The sequence below is a fragment of the Sandaracinobacteroides sp. A072 genome (assembly GCF_052616365.1).
The window spans coordinates 1,084,723-1,100,744 of sequence record NZ_JBQXGU010000001.1 but is presented as its reverse complement, the minus strand read 5'-3'; the positions used below and the strand labels follow the sequence as shown (position 1 = coordinate 1,100,744).

16 protein-coding genes, 1 tRNA gene and 1 pseudogene are annotated in these 16,022 nt (G+C 64.1%); 9 read left to right on the top strand and 9 right to left on the bottom strand.

Going from position 1 to position 16,022, the window contains the following annotated elements; genetic code table 11:
- Positions 1-48 precede the first annotated feature (48 nt).
- On the bottom strand, positions 49-1,227 hold the full coding sequence (locus ACUJ46_RS05360; protein ID WP_445389387.1) for an acetyl-CoA C-acyltransferase: 1,179 nt from the start codon (positions 1,225-1,227) through the stop codon (positions 49-51).
- Positions 1,228-1,307: 80 nt separating this feature from the next.
- Positions 1,308-1,769, bottom strand: coding sequence for a MaoC family dehydratase (locus ACUJ46_RS05355; RefSeq protein WP_445389386.1), 462 nt, complete (start codon positions 1,767-1,769; stop codon positions 1,308-1,310).
- Between the two features lie 274 nt (positions 1,770-2,043).
- Here ACUJ46_RS05355 and ACUJ46_RS05350 point away from each other — a divergent pair, with 274 nt between their 5' ends.
- The gene (locus tag ACUJ46_RS05350) at positions 2,044-2,604 is read left to right on the top strand and encodes a PEPxxWA-CTERM sorting domain-containing protein (RefSeq protein WP_445389385.1); all 561 of its coding nucleotides are present in this window, start codon (positions 2,044-2,046) and stop codon (positions 2,602-2,604) included.
- Positions 2,605-2,757: 153 nt separating this feature from the next.
- On the opposite strand, the gene ACUJ46_RS05345 is transcribed toward ACUJ46_RS05350, so the two are convergent.
- Positions 2,758-3,984 (bottom strand): mechanosensitive ion channel family protein, encoded by a 1,227-nt coding sequence (locus ACUJ46_RS05345; RefSeq protein WP_445389384.1) that lies wholly within the window; start codon positions 3,982-3,984, stop codon positions 2,758-2,760.
- Positions 3,985-4,068: 84 nt separating this feature from the next.
- Here ACUJ46_RS05345 and ACUJ46_RS05340 point away from each other — a divergent pair, with 84 nt between their 5' ends.
- Together ACUJ46_RS05340 and ACUJ46_RS05335 are read left to right on the top strand one after the other, a co-directional pair.
- Positions 4,069-4,857, top strand: coding sequence for an SDR family NAD(P)-dependent oxidoreductase (locus ACUJ46_RS05340; protein WP_445389383.1), 789 nt, complete (start codon positions 4,069-4,071; stop codon positions 4,855-4,857).
- Positions 4,854-5,252, top strand: coding sequence for a dihydroneopterin aldolase (locus ACUJ46_RS05335; RefSeq protein WP_445389382.1), 399 nt, complete (start codon positions 4,854-4,856; stop codon positions 5,250-5,252). The genes ACUJ46_RS05340 and ACUJ46_RS05335 overlap by 4 nt, the downstream gene beginning before the upstream one ends.
- A gap of 18 nt (positions 5,253-5,270) precedes the next feature.
- On the opposite strand, the gene ACUJ46_RS05330 is transcribed toward ACUJ46_RS05335, so the two are convergent.
- Positions 5,271-6,065, bottom strand: a complete 795-nt coding sequence (locus tag ACUJ46_RS05330) for a hypothetical protein (RefSeq protein ID WP_445389381.1) — start codon at positions 6,063-6,065, stop codon at positions 5,271-5,273.
- 439 nt (positions 6,066-6,504) lie between these two features.
- On the opposite strand from ACUJ46_RS05330, the gene ACUJ46_RS05325 reads away from it, so the two are divergent.
- The 4 genes from ACUJ46_RS05325 to ACUJ46_RS05310 all read left to right on the top strand — a co-directional run bounded on the left by ACUJ46_RS05325 (position 6,505) and on the right by ACUJ46_RS05310 (position 8,910).
- Complete coding sequence (locus ACUJ46_RS05325; RefSeq protein ID WP_445389380.1) at positions 6,505-7,164, top strand: energy transducer TonB; 660 nt, start codon at positions 6,505-6,507, stop codon at positions 7,162-7,164.
- A gap of 74 nt (positions 7,165-7,238) precedes the next feature.
- Entirely contained in the window at positions 7,239-7,964 is a 726-nt protein-coding gene (locus tag ACUJ46_RS05320) for a MotA/TolQ/ExbB proton channel family protein (RefSeq protein ID WP_445389379.1), read from the top strand.
- 31 nt (positions 7,965-7,995) lie between these two features.
- Positions 7,996-8,463: an ExbD/TolR family protein gene (locus ACUJ46_RS05315; protein WP_445389378.1), complete on the top strand. Its 468-nt coding sequence runs from the start codon at positions 7,996-7,998 to the stop codon at positions 8,461-8,463.
- A 24-nt stretch (positions 8,464-8,487) separates the two neighbouring features.
- Positions 8,488-8,910 (top strand): ExbD/TolR family protein, encoded by a 423-nt coding sequence (locus ACUJ46_RS05310; RefSeq protein WP_445389544.1) that lies wholly within the window; start codon positions 8,488-8,490, stop codon positions 8,908-8,910.
- A 630-nt stretch (positions 8,911-9,540) separates the two neighbouring features.
- Here the strand turns inward: ACUJ46_RS05310 and ACUJ46_RS05305 are convergent.
- Entirely contained in the window at positions 9,541-11,340 is a 1,800-nt protein-coding gene (locus ACUJ46_RS05305; protein ID WP_445389377.1) for an ABC transporter transmembrane domain-containing protein, read from the bottom strand.
- Here ACUJ46_RS05305 and ACUJ46_RS05300 point away from each other — a divergent pair.
- Both ACUJ46_RS05300 and ACUJ46_RS05295 read left to right on the top strand, forming a co-directional pair.
- Positions 11,313-11,792, top strand: a pseudogene (locus tag ACUJ46_RS05300) (DUF4126 domain-containing protein); the annotation flags it as partial. The gene ACUJ46_RS05305 and the pseudogene ACUJ46_RS05300 overlap by 28 nt on opposite strands.
- An 88-nt stretch (positions 11,793-11,880) precedes the next feature.
- A complete protein-coding gene (locus ACUJ46_RS05295; protein WP_445389376.1) occupies positions 11,881-12,099 on the top strand; it encodes a DUF4126 domain-containing protein in 219 nt (72 codons plus the stop codon).
- Between the two features lie 29 nt (positions 12,100-12,128).
- On the opposite strand, the gene ACUJ46_RS05290 is transcribed toward ACUJ46_RS05295, so the two are convergent.
- The 4 genes from ACUJ46_RS05290 to ACUJ46_RS05275 form a co-directional block, all read right to left on the bottom strand.
- A complete protein-coding gene (locus tag ACUJ46_RS05290) occupies positions 12,129-13,436 on the bottom strand; it encodes an acyl-CoA dehydrogenase family protein (RefSeq protein WP_445389375.1) in 1,308 nt (435 codons plus the stop codon).
- A 45-nt stretch (positions 13,437-13,481) separates the two neighbouring features.
- Positions 13,482-14,810: an MFS transporter gene (locus ACUJ46_RS05285; protein ID WP_445389543.1), complete on the bottom strand. Its 1,329-nt coding sequence runs from the start codon at positions 14,808-14,810 to the stop codon at positions 13,482-13,484.
- The gene (locus ACUJ46_RS05280) at positions 14,807-15,766 is read right to left on the bottom strand and encodes a pyridoxal-phosphate dependent enzyme (RefSeq protein WP_445389374.1); all 960 of its coding nucleotides are present in this window, start codon (positions 15,764-15,766) and stop codon (positions 14,807-14,809) included. The genes ACUJ46_RS05285 and ACUJ46_RS05280 overlap by 4 nt, the downstream gene beginning before the upstream one ends.
- 133 nt (positions 15,767-15,899) lie before the next feature.
- Positions 15,900-15,974: transfer RNA gene (locus tag ACUJ46_RS05275), tRNA-Gln, on the bottom strand.
- Between the last annotated feature and the right edge of the window lie 48 nt (positions 15,975-16,022).

Genomic DNA, 16,022 nt, shown 5'->3' with positions numbered 1-16,022 from the left:
GTGGCATCCAACCCCCTGCGCCTGCCCCGGCCGGTGAAAAGGCCCGGTTCAGAGCACTTCGAACAAACCGGCCGCCCCCATGCCACCGCCCACACACATGGTGACGACAACATGGCGCACACCCCGGCGCCGCCCCTCGATCAGCGCATGGCCGGCAAGGCGCGCACCCGACATGCCGAACGGATGGCCGATGGAAATGGCGCCACCATTCACGTTCAGCCGATCGACCGGAATGCCCAGCCTGTCTGCACAATACAGAACCTGAACGGCGAAAGCCTCGTTAAGTTCCCACAGCCCGATATCATCCACCGAAAGCCCATGCTGCTTCAGCAGCTTCGGAACGGCGAAAACCGGGCCGATGCCCATTTCGTCAGGGGCAAGGCCGGCAACCGCCATGCCGACATAGCGGCCAAGCGGCTTCAGCCCGCGCCGTGCCGCCTCGCCGGCTTCCATGAGAACGGCAGCCGACGCGCCATCGGAAAGCTGGCTGGCATTGCCCGCCGTGATGTTCTTGCCCGGCCCGCGCACCGGCTGCAGGCCCTTCAGCCCCTCCAGGGTCGTCTCCGGGCGGTTTCCCTCGTCCTTATCGAGGGTGACGACCCGCTCGACGACTTCCTTCGTTTCCTTGTTCACCATCTTCATGGTGGCGGTCACGGGAATGATTTCATCATCGAACAGGCCGGCTGCCTGGGCGGCGGCCGTGCGCTGCTGCGAAAGCAGCGCATATTCATCCTGCCGGTCCCGGCTCACGCCATAGCGCTGGGCGACAACTTCGGCGGTGTCGATCATGGGCATGTAGATGTCTGGATGCATCGCCACCAGTTCCATGTCCGCTTCGGCGCGGAACTTCTCGTTCTGCACCGTGGAGATGGAATCGACACCGGCCCCGATGGCGATCTGCTGATGATCGACGATGATCTGCCGCGCCGCGATGGCGATCGCCATCAGGCCAGACGAGCATTGCCGGTCGATCGTCTGGCCCGGCACGCTTTCGGGAAGACCGGCACGCAGAAGCGCAAGCCGGCCGATATTCGGTGCCGCAGTGCCCTGGGTGAGCACGCAACCCATCACCACATCGTCGATTTCTGGCCCTTCCAGCCCTGCCCGCGCGACAGCGGCCTTAAGGGCATGCGACGCCAGCGTCGGCGCAGGCGTGGCATTGAAAGCGCCGCGATGCGCCTTCCCGATCGGCGTCCGCGCCGTCGACACGATAACTGCTTCACGCATCCCGATCTCCCTTCGGCATCAATCCATCCGCGCTGCGGGCCCATGCCCGCCAGTCACGGCCCTCCGGTCACATCTGCCGGTCAGACATAGGCGAGCGTCACCCATTCGGCTGCAAGCGCCGGCTTCGCCTCGCCCTCGATCTCGACCGTGACTTCGACAGTGGACCGCAGCACGCCCGGCGAACGCTCGTCCACATCCTTCATCACGAAATCACCACGCACCCGGCTTCCGCTCTTCACCGGTGCAAGAAAGCGGACGGCGTTGAGGCCATAATTCACCCCCATCTTCGTCCCCTCGATGCCCGGCATGACATCATAAGCCATGCGCGAAAGAAGCGACAGGGTAAGATAGCCATGGGCGATGGTGGTGCCGAAAGGCGTGGCCTTTGCCAAGTCTGGATTCACATGGATGAACTGATGATCGCCAGTCACTTCGGCGAACTGGTCGATCCGCGCCTGATCGACAAGGATCCACTCCGACTTGCCGAGGGGCTTGCCCTTCAGGCCGAGATAGTCGGCGACACTCAACATCCTTCTTGTCATTGAAATTACCTCCCCAATTCAGGCCCCTAATTCAGGCCCCTAATTCAGGCCAAGGTCTAGCCCCCCGCCACAGAAGGGCGCAAGCCCGCCGCATCAGAAGTGGGGCAGCCCGGCCACCGTACACGGATAATGGTTGACCTGTCGGGATTTCTTACAGTTGGCGGAGAGGAAAACGCTTTTTCCCCTTTGATTTCAATGCACGACTTTATGGCACGATATTTGCTTGGAAGGAAAACGCCAGCCCGACTGGCCAACATTCATCGAGGGCGTCATCATGAAATATCTCGCTTTTGCGGCCCTTGCCGCCGCAGCATTCGCAACCACCCCGGCGGTTGCCGCCGTGAACGTGCCGGTTCCGGAAAACGCGACCATCACCCACAATGACCTTGTGTGGGCATGGGCCAACCCGTGCGACGCCTATGGCGGCTGCGGCGACATCGACCTCAGCTACCAGTCCCAGTTCGGCTGGCGCCTGCCAACTGCAGCGGAGTTCGCGCTCCGCCCCACGGCGATGGATTTCGTCTTCGACGGCGCTAACGTGCCGCAGGGCGGGTCGGATGCCTATGGCAACACCTTCCAGGCCGGCACGCCTCCGGGAGACGCAGCCTGCGCCGCAGCCTTCTTCTCCATCAACTACACGCACTGCGACTGGAGCAATGGCGCTGATGGCCTCTGGTACAACCCGGAGCAGCCCGGCACTTTTTATTACGAAACGCTTCTGGTGCGTGACGGCGGCAGCCCCGCCGTTCCGGAGCCTGCCACCTGGGCGATGCTGATCGCCGGCTTCGGCATGGTGGGCGCCGCCCTTCGCCGCCGGACCATCGCGACCGCCTGAGGGCGCTGACGCACGGCGCTGAATGCCCTCTCGCTGACAGGGCATTCAGGACCGGAACAGGAAATGGCCCCGGCTGCTGTCAGCCGGGGCCATTTTCGTGACCTGTGTCTTACAGTTGCCGGCAGGGGACATTCGGCCGCCAGCCTCCCGCCATCAGCCTTCGGACGGCTTCTCGCACATGCCAAGGGCAGAAGGCGCCAGCGGTTTGTGAGGATCGACCACCTCGCCATCCGGCCCGGCCAGCATCTGCACCTGTGTCGGATAGGCAAACTCGATCCCGAGCTCGGCAAAGCGCCTGAACATGGCAAAGCTGATGGCCTGCCGTTCCTCCAGCATCTCGACCATGCCTGCCGCCTCGACGAAGAAGACCAGCTCATAATCCAGCGAATATGCGCCGAATCCGGTGAAATAGCAGCGGTCGAAGGTGCAAAGCGGCCGGGATTCCACGATCTTCCGGATCTCATCCGGAATGGCCGCCATCTGCTCCGGGCTGGTCTGGTAAATGAAGCCAAGCACCATCACCACGCGCCGCCTGTTGAAGGCCGCGAAATTGTTGATCTGCTGGCTCAGCAGATTGGTGTTCGCCATCACGACAATCTCGCCGGAAAGTGCGCGCAGGCGTGTCGTTTTCAGGCCGATATGCTCGACCGTGCCGACAACACCCTGCGGGCCGCCCACCTGGATTGTCTCGCCCTTCTGGAATGGCTTGTCGAGCAGGATGGAAAGCGCCGCGAAGAGGTCAGAGAAGATCCCCTGTGCCGCAAGGCCAATGGCGATGCCGCCGATGCCTAGGCCGGCAACAAGGCCGGTGACATTGACGCCAAGATTATCAAGCAGGATGATCCCGGTGATCGCCCAGACAACGACGTTGATGATGACGGTGAGAACGCCGATCGCCGAATTGATGGAGGCGTCGCTTTCGCCCTGCTCCTTCGCGCGCCGCTCGACGAGGGACAGAAGAAGCTCCCTGACCCAGAAGGCGCCCTGGATCGCAGTGGTGATGGTGAAGACGAAGGTGACGAGCCTGGCCAAGGCATCCGGCGCGCCAAAGCCTGCGACCACCATCTTCACGGCAACCATCACAAGGAAGAAGCTGCGCGTGCGGGAAATGACCTTGAGCAAAACCCAGCTCCAGCTGCCGGGCGCGGAATGATGCTTCAGGCGGCTTCGCACCCAGCCGCGGATCAGGACAAGCAGGGAGTAGATGGCTAAGCCGACGGCAACGCCGATCAGGATTTCGAGGCTGTCGGCCCTGAACCATGAAAAGAGGTCGCGGCTCAGTTCCTCGGCCTGTTCGCCGATGTCGGATGCCTTGTAAGTTTCTTTGGCGGCCGGGGTCGTGCCCCCCGCGCCGGCGGCTTCAATTCTCTGGAAAAACATGTGCTACCCATAGCCGCAGGAGGGCAATTCATGCAACGTGGCCCCCTAGCCGCACCCTGCCCGGATGGGCTAACGGGCGCCATCATGCCGGCACCACAGGAATTTCACACAGCTGATGGCCAGCCACCTGTCGCCCTTGTCACGGGAGGCGCCAGGCGCATCGGCGCGGCCTTCGTCGAGGCGCTTGCGGCCGAGGGTTTCCAGCTCGCCATCCACTGCAACCGCTCCCGTGCGGAGGCCGAGGCGCTGGCCGCCCGCATCGCCGCCACCGGCGCACCGCCGCCGATCGTGGTCGCGGCCGATCTTGCCGGCAGGACGGTCGGCCGGGATGTCATCGGCGCCCTTCCCCGCCCGCCGCAACTGCTGGTGAACAACGCCTCCCAGTTCGTCGAGGACGATCTGGCGTCCTTCGGACCTGATCTCTGGGATGAGCATGTTGCGGTGAACCTTCGGGCGCCTGCCCTTCTTATCCAGGCCTTTGCCGGGCGCCTGCCCGAAGCCTGGAATGGCCTTGTCATCAATATGGGCGATGCAAAGCTGCAGGCGCCCAACCCGGATTATTTCAGCTATACGGTATCGAAGGCAGGCCTCGATGCTGTCACGGAAATGGCGGCGCGCACCCTTGCGCCGAGGATCCGGGTGAACACGATCGCGCCTTCCGTCACCCTGGGCTGGGGCCCGGAAAGCCGCGGCGTTTTCGATAAGGCCCACCGCCTCAACGCGCTTGAGCGCGGCGTGGAAGTGGCGCATCTCGTCAATGCCCTTCTCTATCTGGTGCGCACGCCCACAGTAACGGGCCAGACCCTCAACCTCGATTCCGGCCAGCGTTTTCTGGCGCTCCCGCGCGATGTCGCCCATATGGTGAAACCATGACAGTCCATCCCCTGAACGATGCCCGACAGCCCCGGCTCCAGCCAAAGACCCACAAGGTCTTCCTGGAGGATCTCGTGCTTTTGGCCGACATCGGCTTTCACGATTTCGAAGTGGGCACACGGCAGCGCATTCTGGCCTGTGTCGAGGTCACGCTCGATCTGGCGCACTGGCCGCAGGAGGACACGCGCGAAGCCTCGTGGAACTATGATTTCATCCGCACCGGAATCATCGACCTGGTGGCTGCCAGGCGCTTCAACCTTCAGGAAACGCTGGCCGCCGAGATCTTCGACATGATCGCCTCGCGGCCAGGCGTCACCGCGCTCAGGATCAGCCTGCGCAAGCCCGATGTCTATCCCGACACAAACGCCGTCGGCGTCCTGCTCTCCAGCGACTGAAGCCGGATAAAGCCCGGATCAGGCCGGGGGCTGAAGCGTCCGGCCGCATGCCCCGATGCGTGCCCGTGCAAGGGCATAGTCGTCCGCGAGGCCCTTGTCGGCTGCAAGGCGTTCCGGCAGACTTTCGGGCAGGCCACAGGCGAGCGCGCGCCACGCCAGTGTGCGCGGCGTGACGGGAACAGCCCTGTCGACGAGATCGCCGTCGGCAACGAGGATTTCGGGATCCGCAACCGGTGACCGGCGGACCATCAGGGTCATCGGCCCGCCCGCGCGCGTGGAGAGGAAGAACTGGCTTTCGGATGCGCCTTCCACCGCGCCAGCGGCATGAAAGGCATCGGTGATGCCGGTCACCATCCTGTCGCCGCCGGTTTCCCGCGCTTCCATGAGCAGCTGGCGGATCAGATCCGCATTTGCCGCGCTCCAGGGCTGCTGCGCAGAGCGGCTGACAAGCGCCAGTGGCTGTGTGGAGGGATCGGCCCCGCCGGCAAGCGGCCTTGCAAAGACCAGTACATGGGCCGGGGGCGCAAAGGGCGGGCGGCCGCGCGCGTTCGCTGGCCCTTGCCACAGCCAGGCGGCGGCAGCGGGCAATAGTCCCGGGGCCTTGAGCGCGGCAGTAAGATTCCCTTCGACAAGAGCCCGGACTTCGCCGGGCGGCACGTCCGGGGCAGCGCGCCGCCCCAGCCTGTCGACCTTTCCTATTTCGACCGCCAGGACAACGGGGCTGGCCAGCGCAAGATCAGCCCAGTCCGTCCATGAAAGCTCTGGTTCAGTAGCAAGGAGCGCTGATTGTGGCGCGAACAGTGACAGCAACATACTGGCCAGAATGGGAAAAAAGCGGCGGGATCGATTGGGGCCGGATCTTGTCATGCCTCCCTCAATACCGGAAAAGCTGTTGCGACGGAAATGCCGCACGGTTATCAAAACGATGTCAGGGTCGTGATCGGAACCGTTCTCTGTCTGCCTGGCCGGCAGAGGGGCATGATGCCAGCCTTCCAGCCACCTTTTTGAACGGGAACGGCCGGATTGTGGCAACATTGCGGTTGCGGCCTCGTCATGGGAACCGGTAAGGGGCAGCTTCCGATTCGGATGAAGCCTCGATGACTGGCCCGGCTGGCCACGACATGTCGAGGCTCTTGCCGGACAGGGGTAGGGATTTCGAAGGGTCCACATTCGCCAGGGGCGAATTCCGGATCCAGGGGTATTCAGCAGGCGGTCGCAGACGATCGCAGCGTGAGGGAGTGGCAAGCAGCCTATGTCGTATCTTCAGCAGGAAGGGCTGAGCCGTCGGACATGGATCTCGATCATTGCGGTCGGTGTGCTCCATGTGCTGATGGGCTATGCGCTGATTTCCGGGCTGGCCATCAAGGCCGTCCAGGTGATCACCGGCCCGCTCGAGACGGTGAACATCGAGGAGCAGGCCCCACCGCCGGAGGAAGCGCCACCGCCGCCGCCGAAGCTCGAGGAAATTCCGCCCTACGTTCCGCCGCCGGACGTGGTGATCGAAACCTCGGCACCGCCGCCCCCCACCATCACCACCCAGACGACCATCGCGACGCCTGAGCCGCCGCGCGTGGCGCCGCCGGCGCCGCCGGCACCGCCGCCTCCACCCAAGGTCGAAGTGAAGCCCGCGTCCCCGCGCGGCAACTCGGTCGGCATCACGTCCGACGACTATCCGGAAGCCTCGCGCCGGGCCGGCGAGGAAGGGACGATGACCGTCCGCATCACCATCGGCACCAATGGCCGCGTGGACAGCTGCGAAGTCGTCCGGTCGACCGGCTTCAGCCGCCTCGATGAACGGGCCTGCCAGATCGCCCAGCGGCGCTGGCGCTTCAACCCGGCCACCGAGAACGGTCAGCCCGTCCCTTCGACGCGGACGCAGAACATCACCTGGCGGCTTGAGGCCGGGCGCTAAGCGCGCCCGACCCGGCCGCCCGGACTTTTCATCCTTAATCAGATTCCAGTCATTTCACGGTAGAGGGATTAAACATGGCAGACGTGACTACGGAAAACCCTTATGGCCTGGTAGCCGCACTCGAGCAGGGCGGCATCGTCGCCCAGTTCATCTTCGGCGTCATGGTGCTGATGTCGGTGGTTTCCTGGTACATCATGTTCACCAAGTGGTTCGAACAGCGCAAGATGATGAGCGAGGCAGTCGATGCCGAAAAGAAGGTCTGGACCGCTACCAGCCTCAAGGACGGCAGCTCGAAGCTCGACAAGAATTCGGCGTTCCGCCAACTCGCCGACGACGGCATGCGCGCCTTCGACCATCATGAAGGCAAGCTGACCGACCAGATCGACCAGCATGAGTGGGTCACGATGAGCCTCAACCGCTCGGCCGGCCTCATCAGCACCAAGCTGAACTCGGGCCTGTCCTTCCTGGCCTCCGTCGGCGCCACGGCTCCGTTCATCGGTCTTCTCGGCACCGTCATCGGTATCTACCGCGCGCTCGTGAACATCGGCATCGCCGGTCAGGCCTCGATCGACAAGGTCGCCGGCCCGGTGGGTGAAGCCCTCATCATGACCGCCATCGGTCTTGCCGTCGCGGTGCCTGCGGTGCTCGGCTACAACTATCTCGCCGGCCGCAACAAGACGATCATGGAAAAGCTGAACACCTTCGCGGCTGACGTGCACGGCTACCTGCTTTCGGGTGCCCGCATTGCCCGCCCTGCTCCGGCTGCTCCGGCTGCCGCCGCAAAGCCGGCCGGCAAGTAAGTCCGACGACGCGTATTGAGGGGAATATCCCATGGGAATGAATGTCGGCGAACAGGAAGAAGGCGCGTTGATGTCGGAAATCAACACCACGCCCCTCGTGGACGTGATGCTGGTTCTGCTCATCATCTTCCTCATCACCGTTCCGGTCGTCATCCAGACGGTACCTGTGAACCTGCCGAAGGTGGTCAACATCCCGACGACGACCAAGCCTGAGAATGTTCCCCTCTCGGTCGACGCGAACTGCGACATCTTCTGGGGTCTTTCCAGGCTGGAATCGACGGAACAGCTGCGGGAAAAGGGAGCCAGCTACCTCCTCGCAGAAGTCGAGAAGCAGAAGGCTGCCGGAATTCCGATCGAGCTTCCGGAAGTTCATATCCGGGGTGACTCGAACACCGAGTATCGTTGCATCGGCGGAGCCATCTTCGCCATGCAGCGGGCCGGCTACCAGAAGATCGGTTTCATCTCCGAGCCGCCCGCCGGCGCGGTGGTCCGTCGCTAAGCCACAGGAGCAAGAAACATGGGAATGTCAGTCGGGGCCGGTGGCGGCGAGGACAAGCCGATGGGGGAAATGAACACGACGCCGCTTATCGACGTCATGCTCGTTCTTCTCATCATGTTCATCATCACCATCCCCATCCAGACGCACGCCGTGAAGCTCGATCTTCCGCCGCCGTCGAACCTGCCGAGCGACATCAAGCCGGACTTCAACCAGATCAACATCGACTTCCTGAACACCATCTACTGGAACGATCAGGAAGTGTCGCTTGAACAGCTCGATGGGTATCTGAAGCAAGTCGGCGGGATCCAGCCGGCAGAAGCCCAGCCCGAGCTGCGGCTGAAGCCTGACCAACTGGCGCGTTACGAGATCGTCACAAAGGTGATGGCTCTGGCGCAGCAGGCAGGTATCCAGAAGATGGGGTTTGTGGGCAACGAAGCCTACGCCTGAACCTTCTACCGAATGGCCATTCACTGGCCGGATAATGGGCGCTGAACCTCCGGGTTCGGCGCCTTCTTTTTTGCTCCATTCAGCGAATTCTCTGTCGTGTCTCCCGAACCGATCCTCCCGGGGGAACAATGCCCCCGGCGCCGGCCAAGGTTCATATGACTGGATGAAGGCGAGCATCGCGCAGACAAGACGCAAGGGGTGAATGGGCCTGCGGGATGGCTCTCTTCCGCCACGGGGGCCCGCGGGTTGGAGCCGGTACGCATCGGATCAACCCGTGGCCACATTGGCTCTGGGGATCATGACGCAAAATCGCTGCAGGTATCGACCCAGGCGGATATCAGCGAGGCCGGAACCCTGACTGCTCCATCCCGCAAACCGCGCTGGCAAGGAAAGGACAGGGAGGCCAGGCTGACAACATCCGCAAGCACTGAATCATGTGAGCATAAGCCAGCCGCTCGCCCGCCCATGTGCGCAGGCAAATGCGGGTGGAATGATACAGCTCCGGAGCGGCAGCCAGTGTCGTGGATCGCGCAAGGGGGCATGTGCCTGCACATGCCCGTCCGCTGCAACAGCCTGTCAACGGCCCTGCCCTCTACCAGTCACAGGCCGTGTCAGAAACCGCGGGGCCGCTCAGCTTTCCTCGAACTGGAGCCGCGCAAGGCGGGCATAGAGGCCGTCGCGGGCGACAAGATCAGCATGGCTTCCCTGTTCCACGATGCGCCCGCCATCCAGAACGATGATGCGGTCCGCATCACGGACAGTGGAAAGGCGGTGCGCAATGACAAGGCTCGTGCGGGCGCGCATCAGCCGCTCCAGCGCATCCTGCACCAGACGTTCGCTTTCGGCATCCAGCGCGGATGTCGCCTCGTCGAGCAGAAGGATGGGCGCATCCTTCAGAATGGCGCGCGCAATGGCGATCCGCTGGCGCTGTCCACCGGAAAGGCGCGAACCGCCCTCCCCCAGGTCGGTTTCCAGCCCTTCGGGCAGGGCGCGCAGGAAGTCTGCCGCATTGGCGGCCTCGGCTGCAGCCCAGATTTCGGCCTCGCTCGCATCGGGCCGGCCATAGGCAATGTTCGAGCGGGCCGACCCCATGAAGATGACCGCTTCCTGCGGCACGATGGCGATCCGCGCACGTATGTCCGCCGGGTCGGCCAGCTTCAGATCCACGCCGTCGATCCTGACCATGCCCTGCTGCGGATCATAGAAGCGCTGGACCAGCTGGAAGAGGGTCGATTTGCCGGCGCCCGAAGGCCCAACCAGCGCCACCCGTTCTCCGGCACGAATGGAAAGATCTATGCCATCCAGCGCCGCGACATCCGGCCGGCCGGGGTAGCGGAAGGAGAGATGATCGAAATCGATGCACCCTTCGGCCGGGCGTGGCAGGGCCTGCGGCCTGTCAGGGGCACGAATGCCGGGTGTTTCGGCAAGCAGATCGCGCAGCCTTGCGGACGCACCCGCCGCGCGCATGAAATCCCCATAGACTTCGGTCAGCGCACCGAAGGCCCCCGCAACAATGGCCGCCGCCAGAACGAAGGCGGTGATGGTGCCGCCTGTCATGTTGCCCGCGATCACGTCGCGGGCGCCTTCCCACAGCACGAGGGTAATGGCCCCGAAGGCAAGCATGATGACAAGGCCGGTCATGACGGCGCGCACCCGGATGCGCCGGCGGGCGGTCTGGAACGCATTTTCGACAACGGCCGTGAAACGCGATGTCTCGCGCCCCTCTGCCCCGAAAGCCTGCACCACACGGATGGCGCGCAGAACCTCGGACACCAGCGCCCCGACATCGGCAATGCGATCCTGGCTTGCACGGCTGAGCGCCCGCACCCGCCGCCCCATCAGGACGATGGGCACCACGACCGCAGGAATGACCAGCAGCATCAGGCCGGTAAGCTTGGGGGAGAGGCTGAACAGATAGAAAAGGCCGCCCACGCCCATGAACAGGTTCCTGAGCGCGATGGAGGCCGAGGAGGAGACAACCTGTTCGATGACGCCGGTATCGGCTGTGAGGCGCGATGCAATTTCTGACGGCCGGTTCAGTTCGAAGAAGCCCGGATCAAGCCTGAGCAGATGCGCCTGAACATCTTGCCGCAGATCGGCGACCACGCGCTCCCCCAGCCAGCTGACGAAATAGAACCGGACAGCCGTGGCAACGCCCATGACGGCGACAATCGCCAGAAGACCCCAGAAATAGGGCGCGATGTCGGTGCCCGCCCCTGCTCCGAACCCCTTGTCCACCACCAGCTTGAAGCCCTGGGGAATGGCGAGTGTCGCACCGGCCGCCGTGGTGAGGGCCGCAAAGGCGGCTGCAAGCCTGGCTGGATAGGCGCGGGCATAGCCCCACAGCAGCCCCAGGTTGGAAAGCTTGCGCGAAGGGGGGGCATCCTGCCCGGTTGCGGGGGATGCCGTGTTGGATGGGGTGTCAGTCACGCAGCCCAGATAGGCCCTTCAACGGCATCACTCAATCAGGCTTGCCTCGCATGTGGCAAGGCAGGCACTATCACGCATGCAGTGGGGACGGCGCTACGGCGTCCGCAGGGCCGGGCCGCTGCATCAGGGAAGGAGCCATTGCCATGGGCGCGACGGAACTGATCGCCATGGCCGCGAGTTTCAGCCTTCTCGCTGGCTGGAGGCTTTATGCCACCGTGCTCGTGGCGGGCCTTGCCATGCGCTTCGACATGCTTCCCCTGCCAGAGCATCTCGACCAACTGAAACTGCTTGGCAATCCCTGGGTGCTGGGGGCAGCGGCCCTGGGCGCGCTGGCCGAATTCCTGGCGGACAAGATCGCCTGGGTAGACAGCGCCTGGGATGGTCTGCACGCCCTCATCCGGCCGCTGGGTGGCGCGCTTCTGGCGCTTGCCATCATCGACCCGTCGGAACCGCTCTGGCAGGTTGTCACCCTGCTGCTGGGGGGCGGCTCCGCCCTTGCCGCCCACGGCGGCGAAGGCATCGGCACGAACCGCTGTCAACATGAGCCCCGAGCCGGTGTCGAATGTCGCCGTTTCAGGCACGGAAGACGTGCTGACCACGGGTGCGCTTCTGCTCGCCGTGGCGAACCCGTTTGTCGCCCTGGGCATTGTGCTGCTGATGCTATTGGCTGCGGTCGGGCTTTTCCTCGCCTTCCGGCAGTTCCTGAAGGATGTCGGCGCCTTCTTCCGGAAAGACGAAGGGGGCCAGCCGCCCGGCTGACCCCCTGCCCTTTCGTTCAGCCCCGAGCCCTAGCGGCCGGCCTGATCCAGCTCGCGGAACTTTTCCCGCTTCGGGCCGAGATAGCCGAAGAGATAGGCGCCGACCTTGCGCATCTGGATCTCTTCCGAGCCTTCGGTGATGCGGTAGCGGCGGTGGTGGCGATAGATGTGCTCGAACGGCTTGTGGCGCGAATAGCCGATGCCGCCATGAACCTGCATTGCCCGGTCGGCCGCCTCGCACACCAGACGGTTCGCCCAGTAGTTGCACATCGACACCTTGTCTGAGATGCGCTTCTCGACTTCCGGCTTCGACATCTGGTCCATTTCCCAGGCGGTCTTGCGGATCAGCAGGCGCAGCATCTCGCATTGGGTGGCCAGTTCCACCAGCGGGAACTGGATGGCCTGGTTCTTGGCCAGCGCCTCGCCGAAGGGCTTGCGCTGACGCGCATATTTCACCGCTTCCTCGATGCAGAAGGTCGCGGCGCCAAGCGACGACGCCGCCTGGCGGATGCGGTTTTCATGCACGAAATGCTGGGCAAGGGCGAGGCCACCGCCCGGCGGGCCGAACAGCGCATCCTCGGGCACCCAGACATCGGTGAAGCTGACACGCGGGTGATCGGTCGGCATGTTGAAGGTCCAGAGATATTCCTCGACCTTCACGCCGGGCGTGTCGGACGGCACGAGGAAGCAGCTGATGCCCGCGGCATCGCCGTCCTTGCCGGAGACACGGGCAAAGGTGGCGCAATGCGTCGCCACATGCATGCCGGTCGTCCACATCTTCTCGCCATCGATGCGATAGCCCTTCACGCCATCGCGCGTTTCAGGAACGGCCCGCGTTTCCATGTGGGTGGCGTCGGAACCATGATGCGGCTCGGTCAGGCCGAAGGCGATGATTGCCCGCCCCTCGAGCATGGCCGGAATATAATATTTCCGCTGCTCTTCGGTGCCGAAATCGCGGAACATCAGCACGAAGGGGTTGTTGCCCACGATCGAATGTTCGTTCTGCAGATCATTGTGCAGGCCAAGCCCCTTGGCCGCCAGATGCTCGCGGATGACGGCCATGCCGAGATTGGTGCCATTCTTGCCGCCAAACTCGGCAGGCATGGCATAGCGATAATGGCCTGCCTTGTCGGCGCGGCGCTTGGCTTCCTTCAGCAGTTCTTCCCAGTCATGCCGGGGAAGGCCGCCGTTTTCGAAATCGGTGCGAGCCCATTCACGGCGATGGTCGAAGAAACGCTCGTTGTCATCAGCGGCCTGTAGCGGCTTGATCTCGGCCTCGATGAAGGCATCCAGTTCGGCCAGATAATCCTGCAGATCCTTGGGCAGCGCGAAATCCATGGGCAACTCCTCCTTGTGGACAAGGACATCGCGCAAGCGTGGCCCTTACGCCAGCCGCCCTTTTGGAGAGCGCACGACCCACATCGCCAGAAAGCCGAGGCCCAGGAACAGAAGCGCCACGGCAATGCCCGGCCGCACCGAGCCGGTGGCTGCGGCAATGATCCCCACGATGAAGGGGCCGACAAAGGCCGTCGCCTTGCCGACAAAGGCAAACAGGCCAAAATAGGATGCAGCCCTGCCGGGCGGCGCCAGCATGGCCATCAGCGCGCGCTGCCCGGAAATGGTGAAGGCCGCCCCCATGGCGATGAGCGCACCGCAAAAGAGGAAAACGCGTTCCTGCGGGCTTGCCAGCGGCACCCCCAGCGCCACGCCAGTTGGCATGCCGAAGATCGAGTCGCTGTCGGTGAACAGGACAAGCGCCGTGCCGAGGGCTACAAGAAGGATCCCCGAGAGGATGAGCCCGCGCGCGCCGATCCGGGAATCAAGCCACCCGCCAAGAAAACCGCCCGCCGCGCCGAAAAGCGTGATGACAAGGCCGAAGACTGCAAGGCTGTCGGCCTTCCAGCCGAAGCTGGTGGCGCCCAGCACCGCGCCGAAGGCGAAGATTATGGACAGGCCATCGGCGGTGATCATCCGGCCGATCAGGAAGAAACGCATGTTCCGTTCCCGCCAGGCCTCTTTCAGCGTGATGCGCAGGTCGCTCAGGCCAAGCCTGACCGATACGGGCCGGGCCACGCCTGTTTCGCGGGCGAAAAACAGAAAGGGCAGAATGAAAAGGATGACGGCGGCCGCACCGATGGGGCCAGCCAGCCTGTCGACTGCGTTGGGCACGCCATCCAGAAAGGCTGGCGGCGCACGGCTTGCCGCAAGGACGAGCAGCAGCGCACCGATCCCGACGAGCTGGCTGATCCCGAAGGCAAGCCCCGAGAGAAGGCCAAGACGCCGCGGATGGGCAACGCCGGGCAGGAAAGCATTGGCGAACTGGTTCATCAGCTCCGCCGAGACCGAGGCGAAGAAGATGGCAAGCAGCACCGGCCAGAGCGTGACGCCCGGCTCCGCAAACCACAGGCTCGACGCCGCCAGCACGGTCATCAGGCTTGCGGCTGCCAGCCAGGGCTTCAGTCGCGCGCCCGAATCCGCAATGGCGCCGAGCGTCGGCGCCAATATGGCGATGGTGAGGCCCACGGCGCCAAGGGCAAAGCCCCAGAGGCTCGCGCCCTCACCCTGGCTCGTGGCAAGGGTGCCGGCGAAATAGGGCGCAAAGACATAGCGCTGGACAAGGTTGAAATAGGGCTCGTTGGCGGCCTCCGTGAGGGTCCAGGCTGCTTCGGCCCGTGTCAGGCCACGGCCTGCCGGCCTGTCTGCCGCCTTCATCCCGTCCACGGCAGGCGGTCCAGATCGACGTTTCCGCCTGTCAGCACGACCCCGACCGTCTGCCCGCGGGCATCCCAGGCCCCTTCCAGCATGGCGGCCAGCGGAACGGCGCAACTGGGCTCCACCACGATCTTCATGCGGGACCAGATGAGCCGCATCGCCTCGATGATCGCCTCGTCCGACACGGTCACCACGTCATGGACCAATTCGCGCATGACAGCGAAGGTCATGGCGGACATGGCCGTGGTGAGCCCGTCGGCAATGGTGGAGACCGGCAGCACCTGCGGCTGGATGATGCCCAGCCGGAAACCGCGCGCGGCATCGTCCGCACGTGCCGGTTCGGCGGCGATCACCCGCGTGCCGGGGGAAAGGGCAGCCGTGGCGATCGCCGTGCCCGCCAGCAGCCCGCCCCCGCCCACGGGGCAGCTGATCACATCGAAATGCGTTCCGGCATCCTCGATCAGTTCGACGGCGCAGGTGCCCTGCCCCGCCACGACATGGCTGCTGTCGAACGGTGGCACGAGAGTGGCGCCCGTATCGTCAACCAGCTGCGCCGCAGCCGCTTCGCGCGCGGCGAGCGTCGGCTCGCATTCGTGGATGATGCCGCCATAGTGACGCACAGCGGCCTTCTTAACAGCAGGCGCAGTCTTCGGCATCACCACATGGGCATCGATGCCCCGCGTCCGCGCCGCCAGCGCCAGGGCGGCTGCATGGTTGCCGCTGCTGTGGGTCACGACCCCGCGCGCCGCCTCTTCATCGCTGAGCGCCAGAACAGCATTATAGGCCCCGCGCGCCTTGAAGGCGCCGGCTTTCTGCAAATTCTCGCACTTGAACAGAAGCGTCGCGCCAACCGCCGAATCAATGGCTGCCGAGGTCAGGACCGGAGTGCGGTGGATATGCGGCGCAATGCGCGCATGGGCGATGCGGATGTCGGAAAAACCGGGAGCGCTTGTCATCGCCGGCAAGTCTGTAACGGCGGCGGGAAGCGGTCAACTGATATGGCCCGGGCCAGCGTGCAAGGACGTCGAGGAAGAGCAGATATTCCGGCCATCACCGTGACTCCATCCCGTGAAGTCAGTGATTGTGCGGTGGCTGGGGTGCCAGGATTCGAACCTGGGAATGGCGGTACCAAAAACCGCTGCCTTACCGCTTGGCTACACCCCAATGCCGGCAACCGTCAGGAAATTGGTTCCTGTCCGGGAGCGCGCTGAT

Excerpts from the sequence above, each read along its gene's own strand:
- ACUJ46_RS05340 (WP_445389383.1), top strand. The coding sequence starts at position 4,069 with ATGCCGGCACCACAGGAATTTCACACAGCTGATGGCCAGCCACCTGTC.
- ACUJ46_RS05350 (WP_445389385.1), top strand. The coding sequence starts at position 2,044 with ATGAAATATCTCGCTTTTGCGGCCCTTGCCGCCGCAGCATTCGCAACC.
- ACUJ46_RS05315 (WP_445389378.1), top strand. The coding sequence starts at position 7,996 with ATGGGAATGAATGTCGGCGAACAGGAAGAAGGCGCGTTGATGTCGGAA.
- ACUJ46_RS05285 (WP_445389543.1), bottom strand. The coding sequence starts at position 14,810 with ATGAAGGCGGCAGACAGGCCGGCAGGCCGTGGCCTGACACGGGCCGAA.
- ACUJ46_RS05325 (WP_445389380.1), top strand. The coding sequence starts at position 6,505 with ATGTCGTATCTTCAGCAGGAAGGGCTGAGCCGTCGGACATGGATCTCG.
- ACUJ46_RS05355 (WP_445389386.1), bottom strand. The coding sequence starts at position 1,769 with ATGACAAGAAGGATGTTGAGTGTCGCCGACTATCTCGGCCTGAAGGGC.
- ACUJ46_RS05280 (WP_445389374.1), bottom strand. The coding sequence starts at position 15,766 with ATGACAAGCGCTCCCGGTTTTTCCGACATCCGCATCGCCCATGCGCGC.
- ACUJ46_RS05290 (WP_445389375.1), bottom strand. The coding sequence starts at position 13,436 with ATGGATTTCGCGCTGCCCAAGGATCTGCAGGATTATCTGGCCGAACTG.
- ACUJ46_RS05320 (WP_445389379.1), top strand. The coding sequence starts at position 7,239 with ATGGCAGACGTGACTACGGAAAACCCTTATGGCCTGGTAGCCGCACTC.
- ACUJ46_RS05335 (WP_445389382.1), top strand. The coding sequence starts at position 4,854 with ATGACAGTCCATCCCCTGAACGATGCCCGACAGCCCCGGCTCCAGCCA.
- ACUJ46_RS05295 (WP_445389376.1), top strand. The coding sequence starts at position 11,881 with ATGAGCCCCGAGCCGGTGTCGAATGTCGCCGTTTCAGGCACGGAAGAC.
- ACUJ46_RS05345 (WP_445389384.1), bottom strand. The coding sequence starts at position 3,984 with ATGTTTTTCCAGAGAATTGAAGCCGCCGGCGCGGGGGGCACGACCCCG.
- ACUJ46_RS05310 (WP_445389544.1), top strand. The coding sequence starts at position 8,488 with ATGTCAGTCGGGGCCGGTGGCGGCGAGGACAAGCCGATGGGGGAAATG.
- ACUJ46_RS05360 (WP_445389387.1), bottom strand. The coding sequence starts at position 1,227 with ATGCGTGAAGCAGTTATCGTGTCGACGGCGCGGACGCCGATCGGGAAG.
- ACUJ46_RS05330 (WP_445389381.1), bottom strand. The coding sequence starts at position 6,065 with ATGTTGCTGTCACTGTTCGCGCCACAATCAGCGCTCCTTGCTACTGAA.